The organism is Legionella fallonii LLAP-10, assembly GCF_000953135.1.
Classification (GTDB): domain Bacteria; phylum Pseudomonadota; class Gammaproteobacteria; order Legionellales; family Legionellaceae; genus Legionella; species Legionella fallonii.
Genome location: NZ_LN614827.1, coordinates 824,567 through 843,569, shown reverse-complemented (window position 1 = coordinate 843,569; position 19,003 = coordinate 824,567). Strand labels below are relative to the sequence as shown.

Sequence of the window (19,003 nt, the reverse complement as noted above, 5' to 3'; positions counted from 1 at the left end):
GCACATGTTGAGCCTGAGAGCCTAACCTACTTAAGTTAACGCCATAAAGTAAACAGTTACAACTCAGGCTTATAATATATGGGACAAAATCTTCTATTAAATACATTTATCTTCCTTGCCGCAGCCAGTTTCATGGTTCCTCTAGCCAGTCGCTTTAAAATGGGTTCAGTTATAGGTTATCTGATTGTTGGAATTCTCATTGGACCCTACGGCTTTAAACTCATAGGAAACGCAGAACAAATTATGCATTTTGCAGAATTTGGCGTGATCATGATGATGTTTCTGATAGGATTAGAATTAGAACCGCCCCAATTATGGAAACTCAGAAAATTAATTATAGGCTTAGGCGGCTTTCAAGTACTTCTGACTGCAAGTACCTTGACTGGAGTTGGTATCCTTTTAGGTTATGAGTGGCGCCCTTCTTTAGCAATGGGCATGGCACTAACTCTCTCCTCTACAGCCTTGGTCATACAAATGCTTCAGGAGCGAAATTTATTAAAAACCACCGAAGGTGAAGCTTCCTTTGCAACCTTATTATTTCAAGATATCGCTGTCATTCCCATTTTAATCATTATCCCCCTACTTTCCATCCAGGGTGATGTTACTGTTAGCACCCATGAACCTACTTTTATTAGCCAACTTCCCAAATGGCTTCACGCTCTATTAAGCACTGGCGTGATTGGTATAATTATTCTCACAGGCCACTATTTATCCCAACATTTATTTTTAATGATTGCACGCTCTCATTTACGAGAAGTCTTTACTGCCTTTTCACTCGCATTAGTTGTAGGAATTACTCTATTAATGGAATGCATCGGAGTATCTCCTGCTCTAGGAGCGTTTATTGCCGGTGTTGTTTTGGCTAACTCGCAATACAAACATACTGTTGAAGCAGATATTCAACCATTTAAAGGATTATTGCTTGGCTTATTCTTTATCTCTGTAGGTATGGGGATGAATTTCACCCTGTTATCTCAAAAAATGTCTCTGATTATTGCTGCTGTCTTTGGTTTAATGGCAATCAAAACACTTATTTTACTGATACTAGGGCGGATTTTCGAATTAACAAAAATCCAGACTATAGGTTTTGCTGTAGCGCTCTCTCAGGGAGGTGAGTTTGCTTTTGTCCTCTTTAAATATGCAACCAAAACAGAAGTGATTCCTGATGCTGCCGGAGCATTTTTCACCTTGGTTGTTGCCTTATCCATGTTGGCAACACCTTTTTTAATGCTCCTGTACCTTAAATATGCGGTACCTAAACTTATGAGTCTTATCCCGCAAAGAGAATACGATCATATATCAGAAAAAAATGGCATCATACTCGCAGGTTATGGGCGTTTCGGACAAATTATTGGTCGCATGCTTAATGGCGAAAAGATAAAAGTCACGGTATTGGAAAAAAATCCAGAACAAATTGAGTTATTGAGAAAATTTGGATACAAAGGATATTTTGGTGATGCCAATAGACTCGATCTTTTGCAAAGTGCGGGAGCCCAACACGCCAAATTGTTAATCGTTGCAGTCGGAAATGCAGACACCAATTTGGAAATAGTCAAGCTGGCCAAGCGGGAATTCCCCCACCTCAAAATTTATGCTCGTGCACGAAATCGTCGACATGCCTACGAATTGCATAAATTGGGAGTAGACTACTTCCGAAGAGAACTATTTGATTCTTCTTTAGTCATGACTAAAGAAATATTGAAGTTTCTTGGTTATAAAGCTGAGGATGCAGAGAAAAAAGTCACTGCTTTCAAGAAGTTTGATGAAGCAAGCTTGCGTAAATCGTTCGAATTTTTTGAAGAAGAAAAAGATCTTATTAATTTTGCACGTCAGGCCAAGGGTGAGTTAGAGCGTATTCTTCAAAACAATTAAATTGATGATAGAAGGAAAGTTCATGTTTATAAAACTTATAACCACCTTAAATCCGCATTAAAAAATAGGGGTATCAAAGTTCAATCGTGCAAAACTAAAAATAATAAGTCTCTAGATCAATAACTAGATCCGCAAAGTTCTTTGGGAAGAGGGTTCTGCATCTTCTAGTTCAATTTGTTCCTGCAGCATATTTCTCCCTAATAACTGGCTCAGAATGCTAACTGCTTCTCCTAATTTCATTCGTTTATTTTCTTCGGGGTGTGTCAGTCCTTCTATAACCTGGCGCAAACATTTCCCTTTTTCCTTCAAATACAGCATGTTTAAAATTAAATTGACGTTGTCCTGTCTCTGGATCTGGTGGAATCTGATAAGGCTCTTCATTGCCCTTTAGGCCAACAGCATACAGATAAATTGTCAATCCAAAAGGCTCCCAGGTTAAGGACGAAATACCTTTCTTAGGCCCTGGAATCCGACCTACTTTTATGTCAACAAATAATAGCTAAGATGCGCCAAAGTAAAAAAATATTTTATTCAATTAAAGTAATTACCAGTTGCTTACCGTAGCCTCAAAATGTTTAAATTAATCACTTTAAATTATCCTCTTTAAGCAACCCATGATTCATTTCCATGAAATTACTTTAAAAACTTTTCTCAGTGAATACTGGCAAAAAAAACCACTAGTAATCCGTCAGGCATTGCCTGATTTTATCAATCCTTTATCACCTGATGAGCTTGCTGGCCTAGCTCTTGAAGAAGATATAGAAAGTCGTATTGTCATTGAAACGCCTAAGGCTATGCCTCACTGGCATTTAAAGCGAGGACCTTTTACCGATGCTGATTTCAGCACATTACCTAAAACTAATTGGACGCTTCTAGTTCAAGGTGTTGATCGCATTATTCCTGAGGTTTATGAGTTATTAAATCATTTTGATTTCATTCCTCAATGGCGTGTCGATGATGTGATGATCAGTTACGCAGCACTTCATGGCAGTGTCGGACCTCATTACGACAACTATGATGTGTTTTTATTTCAAGCTCAAGGACGACGTGAATGGTCTTTAACCTCACAGAACTGTAATCCTAGTAACTATATAGAGAACCTTGAGTTACGTATCATGAATGAATTTAATGTAGAAGAGCGATTCATTCTCGAAGAAGGAGACATGCTCTATCTTCCTCCCCATATAGGTCATTATGGCATTGCACTTTCTGACGAGTGTATGACTTATTCTTTTGGTTATAGAAGCTACCAAGGACAAGAATTATGGGATAGCTTAGGGGACTATTTATCCGAAAAAGAATATTTTAAGACCTTGTACCAGGATCCCGACTGGTCTCAGTTAAAAAATACTTCTGAACTCACTGAATCATCCTGGAAAAATGCTCAATCTTTGTTACAGCAACTATTAAATGATGAACATCTTATTAAATCCTGGTTTGGATGTTTTTCCACCCGTCTGGATCAAAGTTCAGAACAGCACCTCCCTCTAGCCCTAGAAGAGAATGAGCTTATTGATCTACCTAGTTTTATAGGAGAACTGCAGCAATATTCCGGATTAGTTAGAGACCCTTGTTGTCGATTTGCCTATCAAGGTAATCAAAATTCAGAATATCTATTGTATATCAATGGCTGTCAGTGGGATGTTGAAGGTGTTTCTCCTGATCTGATTAAACTAGTCGCCAATAATCGCTTTCTACCAACCCAAGACTTACAACACTATTTGGATAATGATAATAACCAATTATTCCTGTATGAGTTATGGAAGTTGCAATGGTTGCAGTTTCAAGAAAACGAGCAATAGACCTTCCTAAAGGTGGAATAAAATTGGGCAAGCCATACACAAAAACATGATTCTTGTGTATGGTTTGCCCAATTTTATTTTTATTTGTTCTGGCTTATGCCTAAAGAGTACTCTTTAACGATGCCGATCTAACTATACTGGAACCCCATGCGGCACTGTTCGCTGCAAAAGGAGATAAAAAACTATCTCACTTCTATGATATTCTTCTGCCGTTAAAGCATCCCCATCATTCCCTACCTATCGAGCACAGTTCAGTTTTAGAAATTAATTAATGCCAAGTCGGCATAAAGAGCATCACCATGCTTTTTATGCCGCACCACGACGTTTGTCTGGAACTTTCACTGGTGCAAAAAAGTCAATACAATGAACTTATTGGATAAATTAGGAATCATATAGTATATTTAAAGTACACAACATGACAAGGACAGCCAATGAAAAAAATAATACTGGTCTTAATGGTCGTTGCCGCCTCTTCTTTACTTAGTAGTTGTTGTAGCGATGGAGGTTGTGGTTCTAGCGTTTGTGGCGATAGCTGTTGTGGATGCGGTGGCGTCGGTAATTGGTACTAAATAAAATGCCAATGAAAACAAATAGCATCCTAGGAATTTCTGAAGAGGGGTTCCATAATATGGTTTATACTGAATGGGGAGAGGCCTCTGAGCAGCTCCCTGCGGTAATTTGCGTACATGGCTATTCGCGTAATGGTCGTGACTTTGATGCATTAGCTCAATATCTTAGTATGCAAGGTCGTCATGTTTTTTGTCCCGATGTTGTCGGGCGTGGCGATAGTTCTTGGTTTAAGCAGTCTCACCATTATAATTTCAATCAATACATGGCTGACCTGAATGTTCTTATTGCACGAACGGGCGCTCAATCTATTGATTGGATAGGCACCTCAATGGGTGGCATGATAGGAATGATGTTAGCGGCTCAGCCCGGATCACCTATCAAAAGATTAATACTAAACGATGTTGGTCCACAAATCCCCATCCATGCGTTAAGGAAGCTGGCCAAATATATAGGTAACGAGCCCGAATTCAAAAGTGTAGAAGAAGCAAAACAATATTACAAAAAAAACTATTCTGACTTCGGTCAATTAAGCGAAGAACAATGGGATGATTTTACAAAGAATAGCATTGTACAACAGGAACCTAATCTATTCGTGGTCAAAGCAGACCCCGCAATTAAAAACCCCAAATCAACAATGCACGTTGTAATGGATTTCTTTCACCATCCTCATAAAGCGCTAGAAGGAATATTTTATGATATCGATCTGTGGTCTTATTGGGAGAAAATTTCTTGCCCTATTTTAGTCATCCGTGGTGCGCGATCTGAATTACTCCCTCTAACAATTATAAGAAAAATGCGTAGAAAAAAACCTAACATAGAGGTATGTGAAATTGAAGATGCAGGACATGCTCCAGCCCTACTCCAAATATCTGACCATGAAATGATTAATCATTGGTTAAGTTATTCAACACTCACAAAGACAAAATAACTATCTCAGGAAGTTACTCTGCTTGTTCTGATAGCAGTTTCTGCGATGCCCCTATTTTATGACTAAATAAGGTAATCAAAGCTCCAGCTAACACAAAAATAACGCCTAAAGCATGCCATGACTCCAACTCTTCATTCAATAAAAGTACACCTAATATGACAACAAATACAGGTTCTAAAACCGATAAAATAGATGCTTTTTCGGAGCTAATATATTTTAAGCTATGTAACATCAATAAAATAGGTAATACAGTGGCTACTATCCCTATCCCTAATAAATTCAACCACACTTCCATTGAAGTAGGTATCGTTAACGTATTAGTAAAAAAAGAAACGAAAAAGCTAGTCATCATACAGCCAAGACTAACCATCAAGGTAGAAACATTAGGAGAGACGGGGTTCTTCTTACTAAACATAATATAACCCGCATAAAACAATGCAGAAGCCAATCCTAGGAAAATACCGGTCAAATCAAAAGCCATCTCCTTCATATCAACTAGTAACACCATACCAGTCAACAGAATGAAAATGGCAAGATAATAAGCTTTAGGTATGGCTTGTCCATAAAGAAAATAATTTAATAGCATAATAATGACTGGATAGGTAAAAAATATCACCATAGACAGCCCCGAACCTAAGTATTGGCTCGCAAAGAAATAAAGTAAGGTCGAAATACCATAATAAAATGCACCACTGATAAAAGCGCCAAACATCTGTGTATAAGAATCATTAATGCGTTTTATTTGAGGCAATATAATAATCAAAATAATAGCGCTGGAAATTAAAAATCGCCAAAATAACATATTGCTGGCTGAGAGGTTGCCATTAATGGCACTTAATCCAAAATAGCCAATAAAACCATAGAGAAGTCCTGATATTATTGCGTATAAAGAACCTTTATATTCACGGGATTTCATGTTGTGATTATCCAATAATTTAAAATATTGTTTTTTCGTGAGTCCAAAAAATATACACGATATAAAAAAGCATAATATTATCATTTTTTAATCAAAAAGTAAAATATTTACCATTATTCTGACTTTTAAAAAACGCCATAAATCAACATGTTGATATCTCTATTGACAATAAAATATACACAATGTATCATACTCACACTTTGAATTTGGCCCATCACTATGCCTCGTTTTCTTATACTATTATTGTCCTTATTCATAATTGTCCCGACTGTTTCTGCTGAAAACGCTTCTTGTGATAAACATCAATGCATCACTGTGATTGATGCAGGAAGTACTGGCTCTAGAGTTCACATCTATGCATACGATCTGGACGAAACCAACACCCCTACAAATATCAATGAAATATGGACCAAAAAAATCAAACCAGGTTTTGCTACTATTGATCCTAACTACAATACTATTGACGCCTATCTTACCATTTTATTATCGGGTGCTCCTACTCAACAAGGACCAGTATATTTTTACGCTACAGCGGGCATGAGACTGTTACCTGCATCAAAACAGAAACTTTATTATCAAGAATTACAACGTTGGTTTACTCAGCAAACTCAGTGGCATTTTGTTGAAGCAAAAACGATAACCGGCAATGAGGAGGCTTTATACGATTGGCTTTCTGTTAATTACCATTTAGGCACCTTAAAATCCGTTCAGAATAAAGCTATAGGTGTTATGGATATGGGTGGAGCTTCAGTACAAATTGTTTTCCCAATACAGAAAAATGAAAACATACATGGGCGCTCTCAAGTCGAGCTCAATATCTATGGCCAACGTATCAACTTATTTGTGCATAGTTTTTTAGGGCTAGGACAAACTGAAATGTCACACCAATTTCTAAATTCAACCTCCTGTTTTACTAATGACTATCCTCTTCCTGACGGTGAAATGGGACTAGGTAATGCCTTATCGTGTGAGCAAGAAGTATCCTCCTTAATGAATGCAGTCCACGGGGTGAGTAAAACCATACAGCCAGTACTGGCAGCAAATTCTGTAGATTCATGGTATGCCATCGGAGGCCTAACCAATCTGGCTGATAATAAACTATTTAATTTTGTAAATGGTCAATTAACTAACCAAAGCTTAATTGAGCAAGCAGATAGTCAAATCTGTCATCAACAATGGAGCAAATTGGATGCACAATACCCAAATGATGACTACATCTATGGTTATTGTCTTTTTTCCTCTTATTTTTATGCATTAATGGTTGATGGATATGGAATTTCTCCTGAACAGACAGTGAATTACATTTCACCAAGTATCAACCTTGATTGGACAAAGGGCGTGGTATTGCATCATCTGAGTTAGTAAATGGTCAATTGGATCCTTTTGTCCCTCTGTAGTCTTGATGCAGCACTACGCTGCATCAAGACTACAGAGGCTTCTTACCAAATTTGCGATGATGATGTTGTTATAAGTTCTACAGATCGCCCAACACAAAATCCTCAATTTTAAATTCCGCTGACTGTTTGTAAAAGGAACATAAAGCCATACGAAATTGATGAGCGCGTTCAGATAGTCCATGCTGACAATAATGCAGCACTTGAGCGTGGATGGCTTTTTTAAACGTATCATTCTCAGTTGCCTCTCCGTTTAAGTTATCGCTACTAACGCGAAACTTATGCCCAGTCGCTTGAGACAAGATCCATTCAATGGCTTGAGGCTTTACCTCAACCTGTTGAAACAGCGCTTGTTGCTCTGCATTACGCCCATCTGGCATATACCAATAACCAAAATCGACTAATTTTCTTCGATCCTCGCCCGCAATCAGCCAATGCGAGCATTCATGCAAAGCACTGCTAAAAAAGCCATGAGCAAAAAATAAAGCGTTATAATGACGTTCACCATCAGCAGGAAGATAAATAGGCTCATCATCACCTTTTATCAAGCGAGTATTATACGTAGAAGCAAAGCATTCATTAAAAATAGTAATTAAATCTTGGTAATAGTGCACAGGACAACTCAAAAAAACAGATAATAAGCGTTTTATTTTATACAATTCGAGCCATATTGCGAATCATAAATTCATAGACATTGATACAATTAGGATTGGTAGGCCGTATAGGGTTCGAACCTATGACCAAGAGATTAAGAGTCTCCTGCTCTACCAGCTGAGCTAACGACCCAACCCAAATTAAGCATACCCAATCAGGAGAAAATTGCAAGTCTTGAGTCTGTTTACCTTGAGAAAAAATGCCCCAAAAGCGCGACATACACGTAGTATGTGAGCATCGGAGCGCAGAAATCAGGACAATCTAACCAAGACAGTAGAAATGTAAACCGGCCCTATTGAAATTCAATATTTTTTGCTGCATCAATTAGAATATTTTCGACTATTATATTTTTAAAAGTGACATGTTGGTGCAACCCTGCTGCAATAACAGATGGAGCCAATTCTCGCATCATCTCCATTGCTCCTTGTTTTTGTTGTTCAGAAGAGTGTGGATTTTCCAGGATATTAATATTCGCTAAGAAAGCAGCAATGGTCCCTTTTCTCACTACAGCTCCATTGATAGAGGTATTATCTGCTCCATCGGGGATAATATCCTCTGGTCTGACCGAGTAAATCGTTGACATCATATACCCTCATAATATTTAGTAAATCCAGGCTTAGATTTACTATTTATCTGCTCTAAATACAATGGTGTAACTAAGAATGTCCTTAAGTATATCAAAACCACTTAGGTCACTATAATATGGAGTAGAGCTTAAGAAAGCTCAGTCATGCTTACCAATACTATAGGTTTTATAATCGTGTTCTGCTGCTTGTTTCAAAGCGTGCGCATTTTCAATTCCTAGCTGTTCGACTAAAGTCAAAACATGGCGGATATGCACTGCTTTTGCTTTTGTTGTAGTGATACGAACTATCTTATCTTGATTTTCAGGTTGTTCACTAGCGAGCAATACCTCTTTTTTAGACAGTCCCTGAATCAATTGCTTTGAGCTATTATCATTGGGTATAAAATCTTTTTCTTTTACAAGGCCACGAATCACTTTATAATAAGTATTTATATCCTTATAGGTCAGTTCTACTTCCATCGTATTGTCTTTATTATAAATATCCATAGAAGGATTGCGAGGCAACGACGGATCATGGAGACTAGCAAAGTTTATATCCTGCTCTTTAGTCTCTTGTGAGTATGTGTTGCCTAATTTAGAGGCAATAAAAATACCGCCAGCAACTGTGGCGACAGCCAAAGCACCTAATAAAGCAGCCAAAGGTAAAGTGCCTGTGACGGCCAGCACAGCCAAAACACCCAAACCAATGAAGGAAAAAAAAGCTAAAGTACAGGCGGCCCAGTGTTTAGTGACAAAGTATGCAAAGGGGCGAATTACATAATTATATGGAATAATTGCTGAATAATAAATAAGGCTTCTTACCAGTGAATAAACTAAGAAATTACGAACTCTTCTTTTGGCATTCAGTTGCTCCGGATCCGTATAGGTAAATTCCGTTTCTGCAAAACCAGCATAATTCAAGAAGTGATCGCATAAAGCATTGGGGCCTTTCTTATCCGCCGGAGGATTTACCCATAAAATTTGCCAACCTTTTTTCCACACCCCAAAAAACGACACAGGATCATTAGCTTGCCGTTGAACAACTACCTGCGGTTGGGAATTTAAATTATCCCATTGATCATAGGGACTCTTATACCAACCATCATGCAAACCAGCAGGATTTAAAGCATCAACTCGTTGTAGATGCTGTCCCATATGTAACGCAAGAAGCAAGCTTAAGGAGCCACCAAGGCTCACACCGCAAACATGAGCCTTATCTTTTTGTCTCAACAACCATTGCTTAATTCTGTCTATACCGCTCTCATACAAAGATTTTCCTACAGTCTCAAACCCCTGAAGATCTGTTTGAATTTGCGGTATGAATCCTTGTCCAGCAGGATAAGTAGTCCCCATAAAGATCAAATGGGGCTGAGCATGTAAGTGACTAATTGGTTCAAGGCCATACGCAAAAACACGATCACTATCTTGAATAAAATAACTGTTAAATCCCGTCGTTGGTGTCAATTCAATCGGGGTGACAGAATATTCAACCAATTCCCACTCACCATTAATACTTTGAGGAATCTTAATAGACTCATAAGGGGTTAAATCAGAATAGGGTAATATACTCAGACAATTGCTCAGATAAAGCTGAACTTGCTCGTTTTGTTCTTCACTTAACTGTCTTCCTTGTAGTTGGGTAAAGAGCAATTCAAATCCCTGCTGGAAAGCAAAACGCAATTCTTTTAATAATGCCGGATCACGATAAACAAAAATTGCTTTTAAAATAGGCCAGGAGATAAATTGTTTCCATGAATCGGAGGGCCATCCCATCATTAACAAACGTAAAGCATTACGCGCTATAATAGGAGCGTGCTCTGATTGAGCTACATGATCTAAAGATTCAAATTCTGAATTAGCAACAAATTTTAAATTTAAGCCACCTTTAAACGTATCATTCATTGATTCTCCAATAATTGTATATTGTTTTTTACTCCATTAATTCATTTAATCGCGTGCAGAGCACTAACGTCAGTTTCTGATAAGAATGTCACTTACTTCAGAACCGTTCGTGCTGAGGAGGGATGGTAGCCATCTCGAAGCATCCATCAAGACAAAAATCGTGTGTCTATGCTTTGAGACGGCGCAAAAAAAACGCCTCCTCAGCACCAACGGGTTGGCGAGATGCCTGGACACTAATCTCCTTATCTGAAACTGACGTTAAATTAAGGATCGAAATGAAGGTAACCATTCGTTTATCCCTTAACTAAATGATAGTATAAATCTAATACAATAATTCACTCTTATTACCATGCATCAAAAAATTTTTTATGGCAATAATTATTCTTAGCCGATCTGATTTGCTTGCGCTTGCTCCAAATTTTCTTCTATTTTGTCAAACAATTGGGCCGTTGCTGACTTTCTTTTAAAGATAGTAAAACAAGCAAGAAAATCATCAACAAGGTTAGTTTCTCTTAACTCATCGATAACTAAATGATTTTCCGCTCTCCAGCTTTGAATGCTGACCAATAATTCGCTCAAGGATTGATCTTTTTTCGGACCAGCCATTTGCACATACAAATCTTTCAAACACTGAAATTTTCTTTGGGTTTGAACAGAGTTCGGGGCAATTAATAACATATGTTCCATACGTTCATATAGCTGAGATAATATATTTCTTTTGTGCTCGCTTAATTCCGGATACGCTGTTGGGGCTACAGGCAAGACATAAAAAGGAATATCTTGACTGGGACTGCCGTACTCCAATTGTGTTTTATAAGGTAAATCAGACATATAGTTAGTTGAAACTAAAGAGGGCAAAGGAGTATGAGTAGTTTCTTCAACCATTTGTATTGCCGAGTGACGACAATTATTATCAATGCTCAGCTTACATGTATTATCTTTTAACTTGTCTGTATTTACTTTGTCACTAAAAACTAAATCCGTAGTTAATTCTAGCGTAACCTCACTACCCTCTTCTTGTATCGGTTTAAAAACCTTAAATTGATTTTCGTTTGTTTGTAAACCTTCTAGAAGCTGAATAAATTCCTTATATTGCCGATAACTAAGCTCATAGGCTTGGTAGCTGATTGAAATTGGATCAAATTTGTTTCTAGCTACTCCCTCATCAGAAAGTTGAGCTTTAGCACCATTACCAAATAATATTTGCCATAGTTTGCTAAGAAAGAACAAACATCCTGAGTCTTCATCTCCCCCTTCAGAAGTAAACAACTTACCAACACGACAAAGCACTTGCTTTACTTTATTGTTTTTGTCGTAAACCCCTAACATAACAAATGAATGTCCCTCTTTCTTACAAATAGCAATAAATAAGTTATCTTTATCTTTATTAAGGGAAATCAGCTGTCTTTGTTTCTCTCTAGGCATAGAACACCTTATATGAATAAATATTTAACACTATACTACATTTTTATTAAAGTATTATTAAGACTGCTATAGCAGGTTCGGTCTTTAAATGAATATAGGTCATAACTTGGTCTATGTTTTCTTTTGTTAATTAGCAATGAGTTAATATAACCTTAAGAATAAAGTGATAAAGTTCGTTACTTAATTTAATCAATGTGAGTTAATTATGACCAATAAATATAGTTTCCAAGACACAGGGGTAACGCATATATTATACCAAGAGCAAATGGAACAATTTGATTTATCTATGGAGGCACTTAAAGAATTTGCCTTTGCATTGCGAAACGGTGACCTAGGCGCAATAAAATCCATGTTTACCCAGCTTACCCTACAACAAAAAAAAGGTTTATTGGCTGTAGAACTCGACTATTCTGTTCTTGATAATCCATTTGAATGGGGAACTCCGAGGCAAACAGCAACAGCAATGGCTCAACATTTCGCGCACGAACACATATTCAATTATTTGAATCAGCCTCTGTCCGCACCAACACTGTTCAAGAATACACTTGTACTCTTTCCACCAGATGCAATTTTTCCTTTTGAAGAACAAAAAGATGAGCCCCAATTTAATATGCGGAAGTGAGGAATAAGTAAGTCGGGTAATTTATTGTCCAATGGCGCTCCCTTAAGAAAAGGAAGAAAAAATCGTAGCCCGTATTAGTGCAGCATAATACGGGAATACCCTAGCTCAGTGCACTGAAATCCCGGATTACGCTGCGCTCATCCAGGCTACAAAAACTTAAGGTAGCGCCATTGGGTAATTTATTGCCCGGCTTACGATTGGCAGAAAATTATATCGATTTTAGCCCAATTAGATAAATTATGGGTTTACTAGAGCTCGTTATTGAAAATAACCTATAAAGAATAACCCGTTTTCAATTTTGCATTATCTTCTTTTTCACCATCCTGGATCTTAGTTAAAGGTTTGTACAATCGAGGACTGTTTTGTTTCAGCGAGGCTATTCTCTCATATTTTTTTAATACTTTTTCACAAGCAGGGGTTGGCTCAAAATCTAGCTTTGCTCGATCAATTTTTGCACCAGCGTTAAGCAATATAGTCGCTGTTTTTGCATATCCCCATCTTAGGGCTAGGTAAAGCGGGCTATTGGAGTGTTCTAAAAATTGATTCGGGTTTGCACCTCGTTTAAGAAGCTCATTAACGCCTTGTTCAAAATTAATCGCAACTGCGTAACTGAGAAGTGATATGCCTTTTATTTCTTGAGAAACATCAGCTCCATATTCGCACAATAAAATTAATGCATTAACTGATTGATGCGCAATAGCGTCAAATAATGGGCTACGTTCAATTTGTGGTTCCTTTTCACCATCGGGAAGATAGCTCGTGTAGTAATAAACCGCATTGGGATCGGCTCCTTTTTCGAGATATAATTTCGCGCACTCTAAAAATGAGCTCTCTCTAGAGCCTTTCTTTAAACAGCGAATCACAGTGTGTAATAAAGTTTCTTCTTCGCTATCGTAGTTAAACGCAACAGTATACTCTTTTCTGGTATTGGCCTTCAAAGTTCTCGGATCGATTCCATAATACAGATCTTTGGCCACTTTTGTTACTTGCCCATAAATAGCGTGTATGTGATAAGTACTGTATTTATAATGTCGTGTTATGTAATGACTATTATAATATTCCTTGAAGGCGTTTATCCCCTCAACCACGTAATTATATGAGGCTATTTGTAATGTAACCTTCCATATATTGTCTGCGCCCCCCTCTTCATTATTTTCAAACCTCAGAGTAAGCCAGCCAAGTGCCATGTTACTTGTTCCAAAGTCATTCTCTTTAAATAAATCATTTATGGATGGATCATATTTATAATCAGTAATTGCTAGATTAAGCGATTTTCTAGCCCTTGCTAAACTGTCTTTTGGGGAATAAAACATCCATAACTCTGCTATGTCCTTTTTTATAAGCCATGGAAAATGAAAATACTTGTAAGAAGGAAAATTGATTTTTAAATGTTCTGCGGCACATACATTGGTATCCAACACATAACCGCCCTCACAAGCCATCAAGAAAAAAGAAAATAAATTTTTGAGGCGAACTCTATCTTTAATCTGAATATCTACATCCGTTGTTCTTGATTTGAGTTTGTGGAAAACGTGCAACACTGCTGAAGCTTTTGTTCTAACATAAACCTCGCCACCATTCATCTCAAGCTCTGTCAAATACTCCTCAATTGCATTAACCTTGGCTGAAATTCCCTCTTTCCTTAGAAACTCAATATAATTATCTTTGTACTCATCTTGGCACCAAAAAATAAGCGGATTTTTCTGACCAAACCGTTTGAAATTTTCTGCTATCGAGGTTATACCAATAACATCTTGCCCGCCTTGATTGTATTTGGGAGGACCTATCCATATAAAGTTAATAACTTCTGTTCTTTGTTCTACTAACTCTTCAACTTGTTCATTCATGACAAAATTCAATGTCCAAAAATAATAAAAAAATATACATATTGTGCTTTTATTTTCTTAAAGGAATCTTAATATGAAGGAGATTTAGGACGGTTTTAGGCTAGGTCATTTGTATAGCACAGAGATATCATTCAACCCAATCTACAAAGCGACATATCATTAGCCTAGCTCCAACAGAGGTTGTTCAGGTCTATCGTCGGGCAATTGGATACCCGACGGTGATATAAGATTTCGAGTTAAAAACTATCTTATTGGGCGTTGGCAGCCCTTGCCTTTATCTTCTCCAGCGCCACGGCAAGGCGAGTTAATACCCGCTGTTTACCTAATAGGAACAATGTCATATCTATAGAAGGAGACATACTTGCTCCAGTAACGGCTACCCGTAAAGGCTGGGCGATTTTACCCATATTCATGTCAAATTGAGCACAAACATCATTAATACATTCTTGTATCATATCATTTTGCCACTCGCTAATGCTCTGAAAACGCTCATACAAAGCGGTTAAAGGCTCTAAAACAACTGGACGTAAGTGTTTTTTTACTGCATCTTCATCGTACTCAATAGAATCTGAATAAAAATACTGACTTATCTGACACATTTCGGCCAAAGTTTTGCATCGCTCTGCTTGGGTTGCAACTAAATCTTTTAATGCAGGCCCCTTACTTAGATCAATACCTGCTTGTTCAAAATGCCAACATAAGGCATCTGCCACCGATTCTGGTGAGTCACTTTTTTGATAGTGTTGATTCAACCAATATAGTTTGTCATAGTTGAAACTAGAAACACCCCTGCTCACGTGTCCCAAATCAAAATTAGCTATCATTTCCTCGACACTGAAAATTTCTTGATCACCATGAGACCACCCTAAACGAACCAAATAATTTAATAAGGCATGCGGTAAAATTCCCATTTCTTTGAACTGCAATACGCTCACTGCCCCATGTCTTTTGGATAAACGTTTACCATCATCACCTAAAATCATTGGCAAATGAGCAAAAACAGGGATAGGCGCATTGAGTGCCTTAAATAAATTAATTTGTCTTGGGGTGTTATTAATATGGTCATCGCCACGAATGACATGAGTAATGTTCATATCAATATCATCAATAACCACAGCAAAATTGTAGGTTGGATGACCATCAGAGCGAACCAAAATCAAATCATCTAACTCACTATTTTCTACATGGATGTCACCATAAACCTCATCATGAAAACTTACGGTGCCACTGTCAGGGTTTTTGAAACGAATGACAAAAGGAGTATCACTCTCAGGCAAATTCTTATTACGACAATGCCCATCATAACGTGGTTTTTCCTTCGCATTTAGCTGAGCTTCACGTAATGCTTCTAGTCGCTCCTTGCTGCACTCACAGCGATACGCCTTACCTTGTTGTAAAAATTGCTGAGCGACCTCATTATAGCGATGATATCGCTCTGTCTGATAAAATGGACCTTCATCACTATCCAAACCCAGCCAAGACATGCCATCTAAAATGGCTTGTACCGACTCTTGCGTTGATCGCTCTCTATCCGTATCTTCTATGCGAAGAATAAAGTGACCTTTGTGGCGTTTAGCATAAAGCCATGAAAATAATGCAGTTCGTACTCCCCCAACATGCAAAAATCCAGTTGGGCTTGGCGCAAATCGAGTTCTAACAGTCATAGTGTCTTCCATTGTAAGGAATAAAATAATCGGGCTATAATAGCCCAGTTTACCAGCAACGCAAAGATTCAACCGCTGAATTAACATAATCGGGAGTTATCTTGAAAAGTATTGGTATTAAATATCAGCTTAGAATCACTACACTTATCCCTGCTTTTTTAGTCGCTGTCCTTTTTGCAGTTTTTTATAACGATCAATTTGGTAAAGACTTACAACAACATACGTCTCGTTTGGGTGAGGCTTATATCCGTCAGTTACTGCCGGCTGCTCAATATGCATTGCTTCGTCATGATACGCGAACGCTGCAGGGGTTAATCAACGCATCCACAATCAATCCAGAGGTGAAAGCTTTAGCCTTTTATAACGCTAATGGGCAATTGTTAGCTTATCGAGGAGGAAAACATTCACTGCATAAACCGTTTAATCCCCCTGATTTCACAGGTGATTATATAGAAAGCAGGCAAATTAATCCCTTTACTATTAACTTTATCGCACCAATTACTATCCCTAAATTTAATCTCTACTCCAAAAGCTCCGTTGCCAACTCGTTAAGTCCTTCTGTATTTCAAGCCGATGACATCTTAGGATGGTTGTCTATAGATATAGATACCCAATCCACACTTATCAAGCGCTATCAAATGATGATAGTAACTATCTTCATTACCTTATTTGGTCTGTTAATAGGATTGACCATCCATTACTTTTTATCGAAGCAGATTTATGTGCCCATCGCTCGTTTACGTCGCAGTATGAAACAGATACTAAGCAATGAATTTGAAACGGAAATTCGCGTATCCAGTAAAGGAGAGTTAGGGGTTATTGAAAAAGGATGCACTCACTTACAGCAACAGTATTTAAGTACCATTCGTGATCTCAACCAACACATTGAGACAGCAACTGAGGATTTGCAACAAAGTCTAGAACTCTTAGAAGAAAAAAATATAGAGCTGTCACTGGATAAGAAAAAAAGCGAAGAAAAAAGCCGGCAAAAATCAGAGTTTATAGCAAATATGAGCCATGAAATTCGTACTCCTATGAATGGCGTTATAGGCTTCACCAATGTTTTACTTGAAAGTAAATTGGATCCGCTGCAATTGGATTATGTCAAAACAATCAAACAATCAGCCCAAGATTTATTAGGTATTATTAATGACATACTTGATTTTTCTAAAATAGAAGCAGGTAAATTACATTTGGATTGCATCCCCGTTGACATTCGTGGATGTGTTGATGACGTACTGGCTCTAGCCAGTCCTAATGCTCATAAAAAAGGAGTAGATTTAATTCCGATCACTGAAGTGAATGTGCCTAAAACTGTTTTAGGTGATCCCTTTAGGATTAAACAAATCATCAGCAATCTAGTCACTAATGCTATAAAATTTACTGACCATGGTCATGTATTAATCCGTACCAAAATCGAGCAAGAAACTGAAAAAGACTATACCTTATGTATTACTATCATCGATACCGGTATAGGGATTTCACCAGAAGATCAAAACAGGCTCTTTACTGCCTTTAACCAAGCAGATACAAGTATCACCAGGCGATATGGCGGTTCCGGTTTAGGGTTGGTTATATGCAAAAAATTATGCGAAGAAATGCAAGGACGTATCACCCTCGCTAGTGAATTGCACAAAGGCTCCGCTTTTTCGGCCTATATTAGAGTAGAAAAATTGATGGCCTATGAGATAGAAAAAAATCAACCTCATCGTTTTGCTCATCTAAAAGTACTCTGTTTTGATGATAATTCATTACATTTAGAAGCATTATGTAATGGTTTGGGTTATTGGGGAATAGAATGTGTTCCCGTCCATGCATTTAACAAATTAGCCAAAGCCATAGACAAAAATAAAGACTGTAAAATAGCCTTCGTTAGCGTCAATCAAGGTTATGAACAACAAATTGCAGAACTTATAGCCAAACACAATCACCTCCCTTATGTATTACTCTCTAAATGGCCAATAAATAATTACACGGCCCTTGGAGCTCAAGGCTTCGTGCATAAGCCAGCCATCATACAAAAACTTCAAGAGCTCATCGAGTCATTAAGTCCGATAAATAATGAGGTTTATTCTGAGAAAACGTTCAACCATGAATTGGATAGTTTGCGTGAACAATTACGCTTTCTCCATCCTGAGTTGTTAATTGCGGAAGATAATCCAGTTAATAAAATGCTGCTTAATTCCCTGCTCAGTGACAACGCCACCGTTACTGCGGTAGATGATGGCGAAATGGCTGTCTCTGCTTGTGAAGAAAAGAAATATGACCTTATTCTACTGGATCTGCATATGCCGAAATTAAACGGCTTGGATGCAGCACAGACGATAAAGCAAAAATCATCACTCAATAAACATTCCCCTATCGTCGTCATCAGTGCTAATGGAAACGAGATTAGCACCGCTGATTTGAAAAAATCTGGGGTAGATTTCTGTTTGCAAAAACCAATAGATGAAAAGCAATTATTAGTACAAATACTGCGTATCGTCGATAAAGCAAAACATGCCGCTATTGATTGGCAACTATGTATACAAAAAGTTTCTGGTAATCAAGCGCTAGCTGAAGAGTTTCTTGCCAAATTTATCGAAGAGCTCTATAAAAATCGCGAAGAGTTTATTCAGCTAATGCACGAAAAAAATATCAAAGGCATGGGAGATGCGGCCCATAAACTTCATGGAGCCTGCTGTTTTTGTGGTGTACCCCTATTACAAAAGAAGGTAATGCAACTAGAGAAATTAGCGCTACGCGCTACAACAATTGAAGAATTAAATGACCCTTTTGCTGAGTTAATACAGAGTATCGATGCAGTAATTAGTGAGTATGAAAATCAATACTCTCAGTAAAC

At 37.8% G+C, this 19,003-nt stretch carries 15 protein-coding genes and 1 tRNA gene; 7 read left to right on the top strand and 9 right to left on the bottom strand.

Translation table 11 applies throughout. The annotated features are described in order from the left end of the window. Window positions 1-78 precede the first annotated feature (78 nt). Complete coding sequence (locus LFA_RS03315) at window positions 79-1,872, top strand: monovalent cation:proton antiporter-2 (CPA2) family protein (RefSeq protein WP_045094914.1); 1,794 nt, start codon at window positions 79-81, stop codon at window positions 1,870-1,872. 244 nt (window positions 1,873-2,116) lie between these two features. Here the strand turns inward: LFA_RS03315 and LFA_RS19735 are convergent, their stop codons facing one another. Continuing rightward, on the bottom strand, window positions 2,117-2,290 hold the full coding sequence (locus LFA_RS19735) for a hypothetical protein (protein ID WP_157010268.1): 174 nt from the start codon (window positions 2,288-2,290) through the stop codon (window positions 2,117-2,119). Window positions 2,291-2,486: 196 nt separating this feature from the next. Here LFA_RS19735 and LFA_RS03305 point away from each other — a divergent pair, with 196 nt between their 5' ends. The 3 genes from LFA_RS03305 (at window position 2,487) to LFA_RS03300 (ending at window position 5,172) form a co-directional block, all read left to right on the top strand. Further along, window positions 2,487-3,674, top strand: a complete 1,188-nt coding sequence (locus LFA_RS03305; RefSeq protein WP_045094912.1) for a cupin domain-containing protein — start codon at window positions 2,487-2,489, stop codon at window positions 3,672-3,674. Between the two features lie 431 nt (window positions 3,675-4,105). Continuing rightward, complete coding sequence (locus LFA_RS20020) at window positions 4,106-4,243, top strand: hypothetical protein (RefSeq protein ID WP_172653455.1); 138 nt, start codon at window positions 4,106-4,108, stop codon at window positions 4,241-4,243. A gap of 5 nt (window positions 4,244-4,248) precedes the next feature. Further along, a complete protein-coding gene (locus LFA_RS03300; RefSeq protein WP_231865900.1) occupies window positions 4,249-5,172 on the top strand; it encodes an alpha/beta fold hydrolase in 924 nt (307 codons plus the stop codon). A 13-nt stretch (window positions 5,173-5,185) separates the two neighbouring features. Here the strand turns inward: LFA_RS03300 and LFA_RS03295 are convergent, their stop codons facing one another. Further along, window positions 5,186-6,088 carry a DMT family transporter gene (locus LFA_RS03295; protein ID WP_045094911.1) on the bottom strand — a complete coding sequence of 301 codons (903 nt, stop codon included), beginning with the start codon at window positions 6,086-6,088 and terminating at the stop codon, window positions 5,186-5,188. A gap of 219 nt (window positions 6,089-6,307) precedes the next feature. On the opposite strand from LFA_RS03295, the gene LFA_RS03290 reads away from it, so the two are divergent. Next, window positions 6,308-7,450 (top strand): acetate and sugar kinases/Hsc70/actin family protein, encoded by a 1,143-nt coding sequence (locus tag LFA_RS03290; protein WP_045094910.1) that lies wholly within the window; start codon window positions 6,308-6,310, stop codon window positions 7,448-7,450. 112 nt (window positions 7,451-7,562) lie between these two features. Here LFA_RS03290 and LFA_RS03285 read toward each other — a convergent pair whose 3' ends face one another. The 5 genes from LFA_RS03285 to LFA_RS03265 all read right to left on the bottom strand — a co-directional run bounded on the left by LFA_RS03285 (window position 7,563) and on the right by LFA_RS03265 (window position 12,028). Further along, window positions 7,563-8,096 (bottom strand): elongation factor P hydroxylase, encoded by a 534-nt coding sequence (locus LFA_RS03285; RefSeq protein WP_045094909.1) that lies wholly within the window; start codon window positions 8,094-8,096, stop codon window positions 7,563-7,565. Window positions 8,097-8,192: 96 nt separating this feature from the next. Beyond that, window positions 8,193-8,268: transfer RNA gene (locus LFA_RS03280), tRNA-Lys, on the bottom strand. Between the two features lie 160 nt (window positions 8,269-8,428). Then, entirely contained in the window at window positions 8,429-8,722 is a 294-nt protein-coding gene (locus LFA_RS03275; RefSeq protein ID WP_231865899.1) for a hypothetical protein, read from the bottom strand. A gap of 138 nt (window positions 8,723-8,860) precedes the next feature. Beyond that, a complete protein-coding gene (locus tag LFA_RS03270) occupies window positions 8,861-10,603 on the bottom strand; it encodes a hypothetical protein (protein ID WP_045094908.1) in 1,743 nt (580 codons plus the stop codon). A gap of 384 nt (window positions 10,604-10,987) precedes the next feature. Continuing rightward, the gene (locus LFA_RS03265; protein WP_045094907.1) at window positions 10,988-12,028 is read right to left on the bottom strand and encodes a hypothetical protein; all 1,041 of its coding nucleotides are present in this window, start codon (window positions 12,026-12,028) and stop codon (window positions 10,988-10,990) included. A 205-nt stretch (window positions 12,029-12,233) separates the two neighbouring features. Between LFA_RS03265 and LFA_RS03260 the strand changes: the two genes are divergently transcribed. Further along, complete coding sequence (locus LFA_RS03260) at window positions 12,234-12,650, top strand: hypothetical protein (RefSeq protein ID WP_045094906.1); 417 nt, start codon at window positions 12,234-12,236, stop codon at window positions 12,648-12,650. Between the two features lie 272 nt (window positions 12,651-12,922). Here LFA_RS03260 and LFA_RS03255 read toward each other — a convergent pair whose 3' ends face one another. After that, window positions 12,923-14,497: an ankyrin repeat domain-containing protein gene (locus LFA_RS03255; protein ID WP_045094905.1), complete on the bottom strand. Its 1,575-nt coding sequence runs from the start codon at window positions 14,495-14,497 to the stop codon at window positions 12,923-12,925. Window positions 14,498-14,745: 248 nt separating this feature from the next. Beyond that, window positions 14,746-16,161 carry a glutamate--tRNA ligase gene (gene gltX, locus LFA_RS03250; protein ID WP_045094904.1) on the bottom strand — a complete coding sequence of 472 codons (1,416 nt, stop codon included), beginning with the start codon at window positions 16,159-16,161 and terminating at the stop codon, window positions 14,746-14,748. 98 nt (window positions 16,162-16,259) lie between these two features. Between gltX and letS the strand changes: the two genes are divergently transcribed. Continuing rightward, window positions 16,260-19,001: a two-component system sensor histidine kinase LetS gene (gene letS / locus LFA_RS03245; RefSeq protein ID WP_157010267.1), complete on the top strand. Its 2,742-nt coding sequence runs from the start codon at window positions 16,260-16,262 to the stop codon at window positions 18,999-19,001. Window positions 19,002-19,003 lie beyond the last annotated feature (2 nt).

What these genes read in the sequence shown, in the direction of transcription:
- LFA_RS03315 (WP_045094914.1), top strand. Translation starts at nt 79, where the DNA reads ATGGGACAAAATCTTCTATTAAATACATTTATCTTCCTTGCCGCAGCC.
- LFA_RS03305 (WP_045094912.1), top strand. Translation starts at nt 2,487, where the DNA reads ATGATTCATTTCCATGAAATTACTTTAAAAACTTTTCTCAGTGAATAC.
- LFA_RS20020 (WP_172653455.1), top strand. Translation starts at nt 4,106, where the DNA reads ATGAAAAAAATAATACTGGTCTTAATGGTCGTTGCCGCCTCTTCTTTA.
- LFA_RS03300 (WP_231865900.1), top strand. Translation starts at nt 4,249, where the DNA reads ATGCCAATGAAAACAAATAGCATCCTAGGAATTTCTGAAGAGGGGTTC.
- LFA_RS03295 (WP_045094911.1), bottom strand. Translation starts at nt 6,088, where the DNA reads ATGAAATCCCGTGAATATAAAGGTTCTTTATACGCAATAATATCAGGA.
- LFA_RS03290 (WP_045094910.1), top strand. Translation starts at nt 6,308, where the DNA reads ATGCCTCGTTTTCTTATACTATTATTGTCCTTATTCATAATTGTCCCG.
- LFA_RS03275 (WP_231865899.1), bottom strand. Translation starts at nt 8,722, where the DNA reads ATGATGTCAACGATTTACTCGGTCAGACCAGAGGATATTATCCCCGAT.
- LFA_RS03270 (WP_045094908.1), bottom strand. Translation starts at nt 10,603, where the DNA reads ATGAATGATACGTTTAAAGGTGGCTTAAATTTAAAATTTGTTGCTAAT.
- LFA_RS03265 (WP_045094907.1), bottom strand. Translation starts at nt 12,028, where the DNA reads ATGCCTAGAGAGAAACAAAGACAGCTGATTTCCCTTAATAAAGATAAA.
- LFA_RS03260 (WP_045094906.1), top strand. Translation starts at nt 12,234, where the DNA reads ATGACCAATAAATATAGTTTCCAAGACACAGGGGTAACGCATATATTA.
- LFA_RS03255 (WP_045094905.1), bottom strand. Translation starts at nt 14,497, where the DNA reads ATGAATGAACAAGTTGAAGAGTTAGTAGAACAAAGAACAGAAGTTATT.
- gltX (WP_045094904.1), bottom strand. Translation starts at nt 16,161, where the DNA reads ATGACTGTTAGAACTCGATTTGCGCCAAGCCCAACTGGATTTTTGCAT.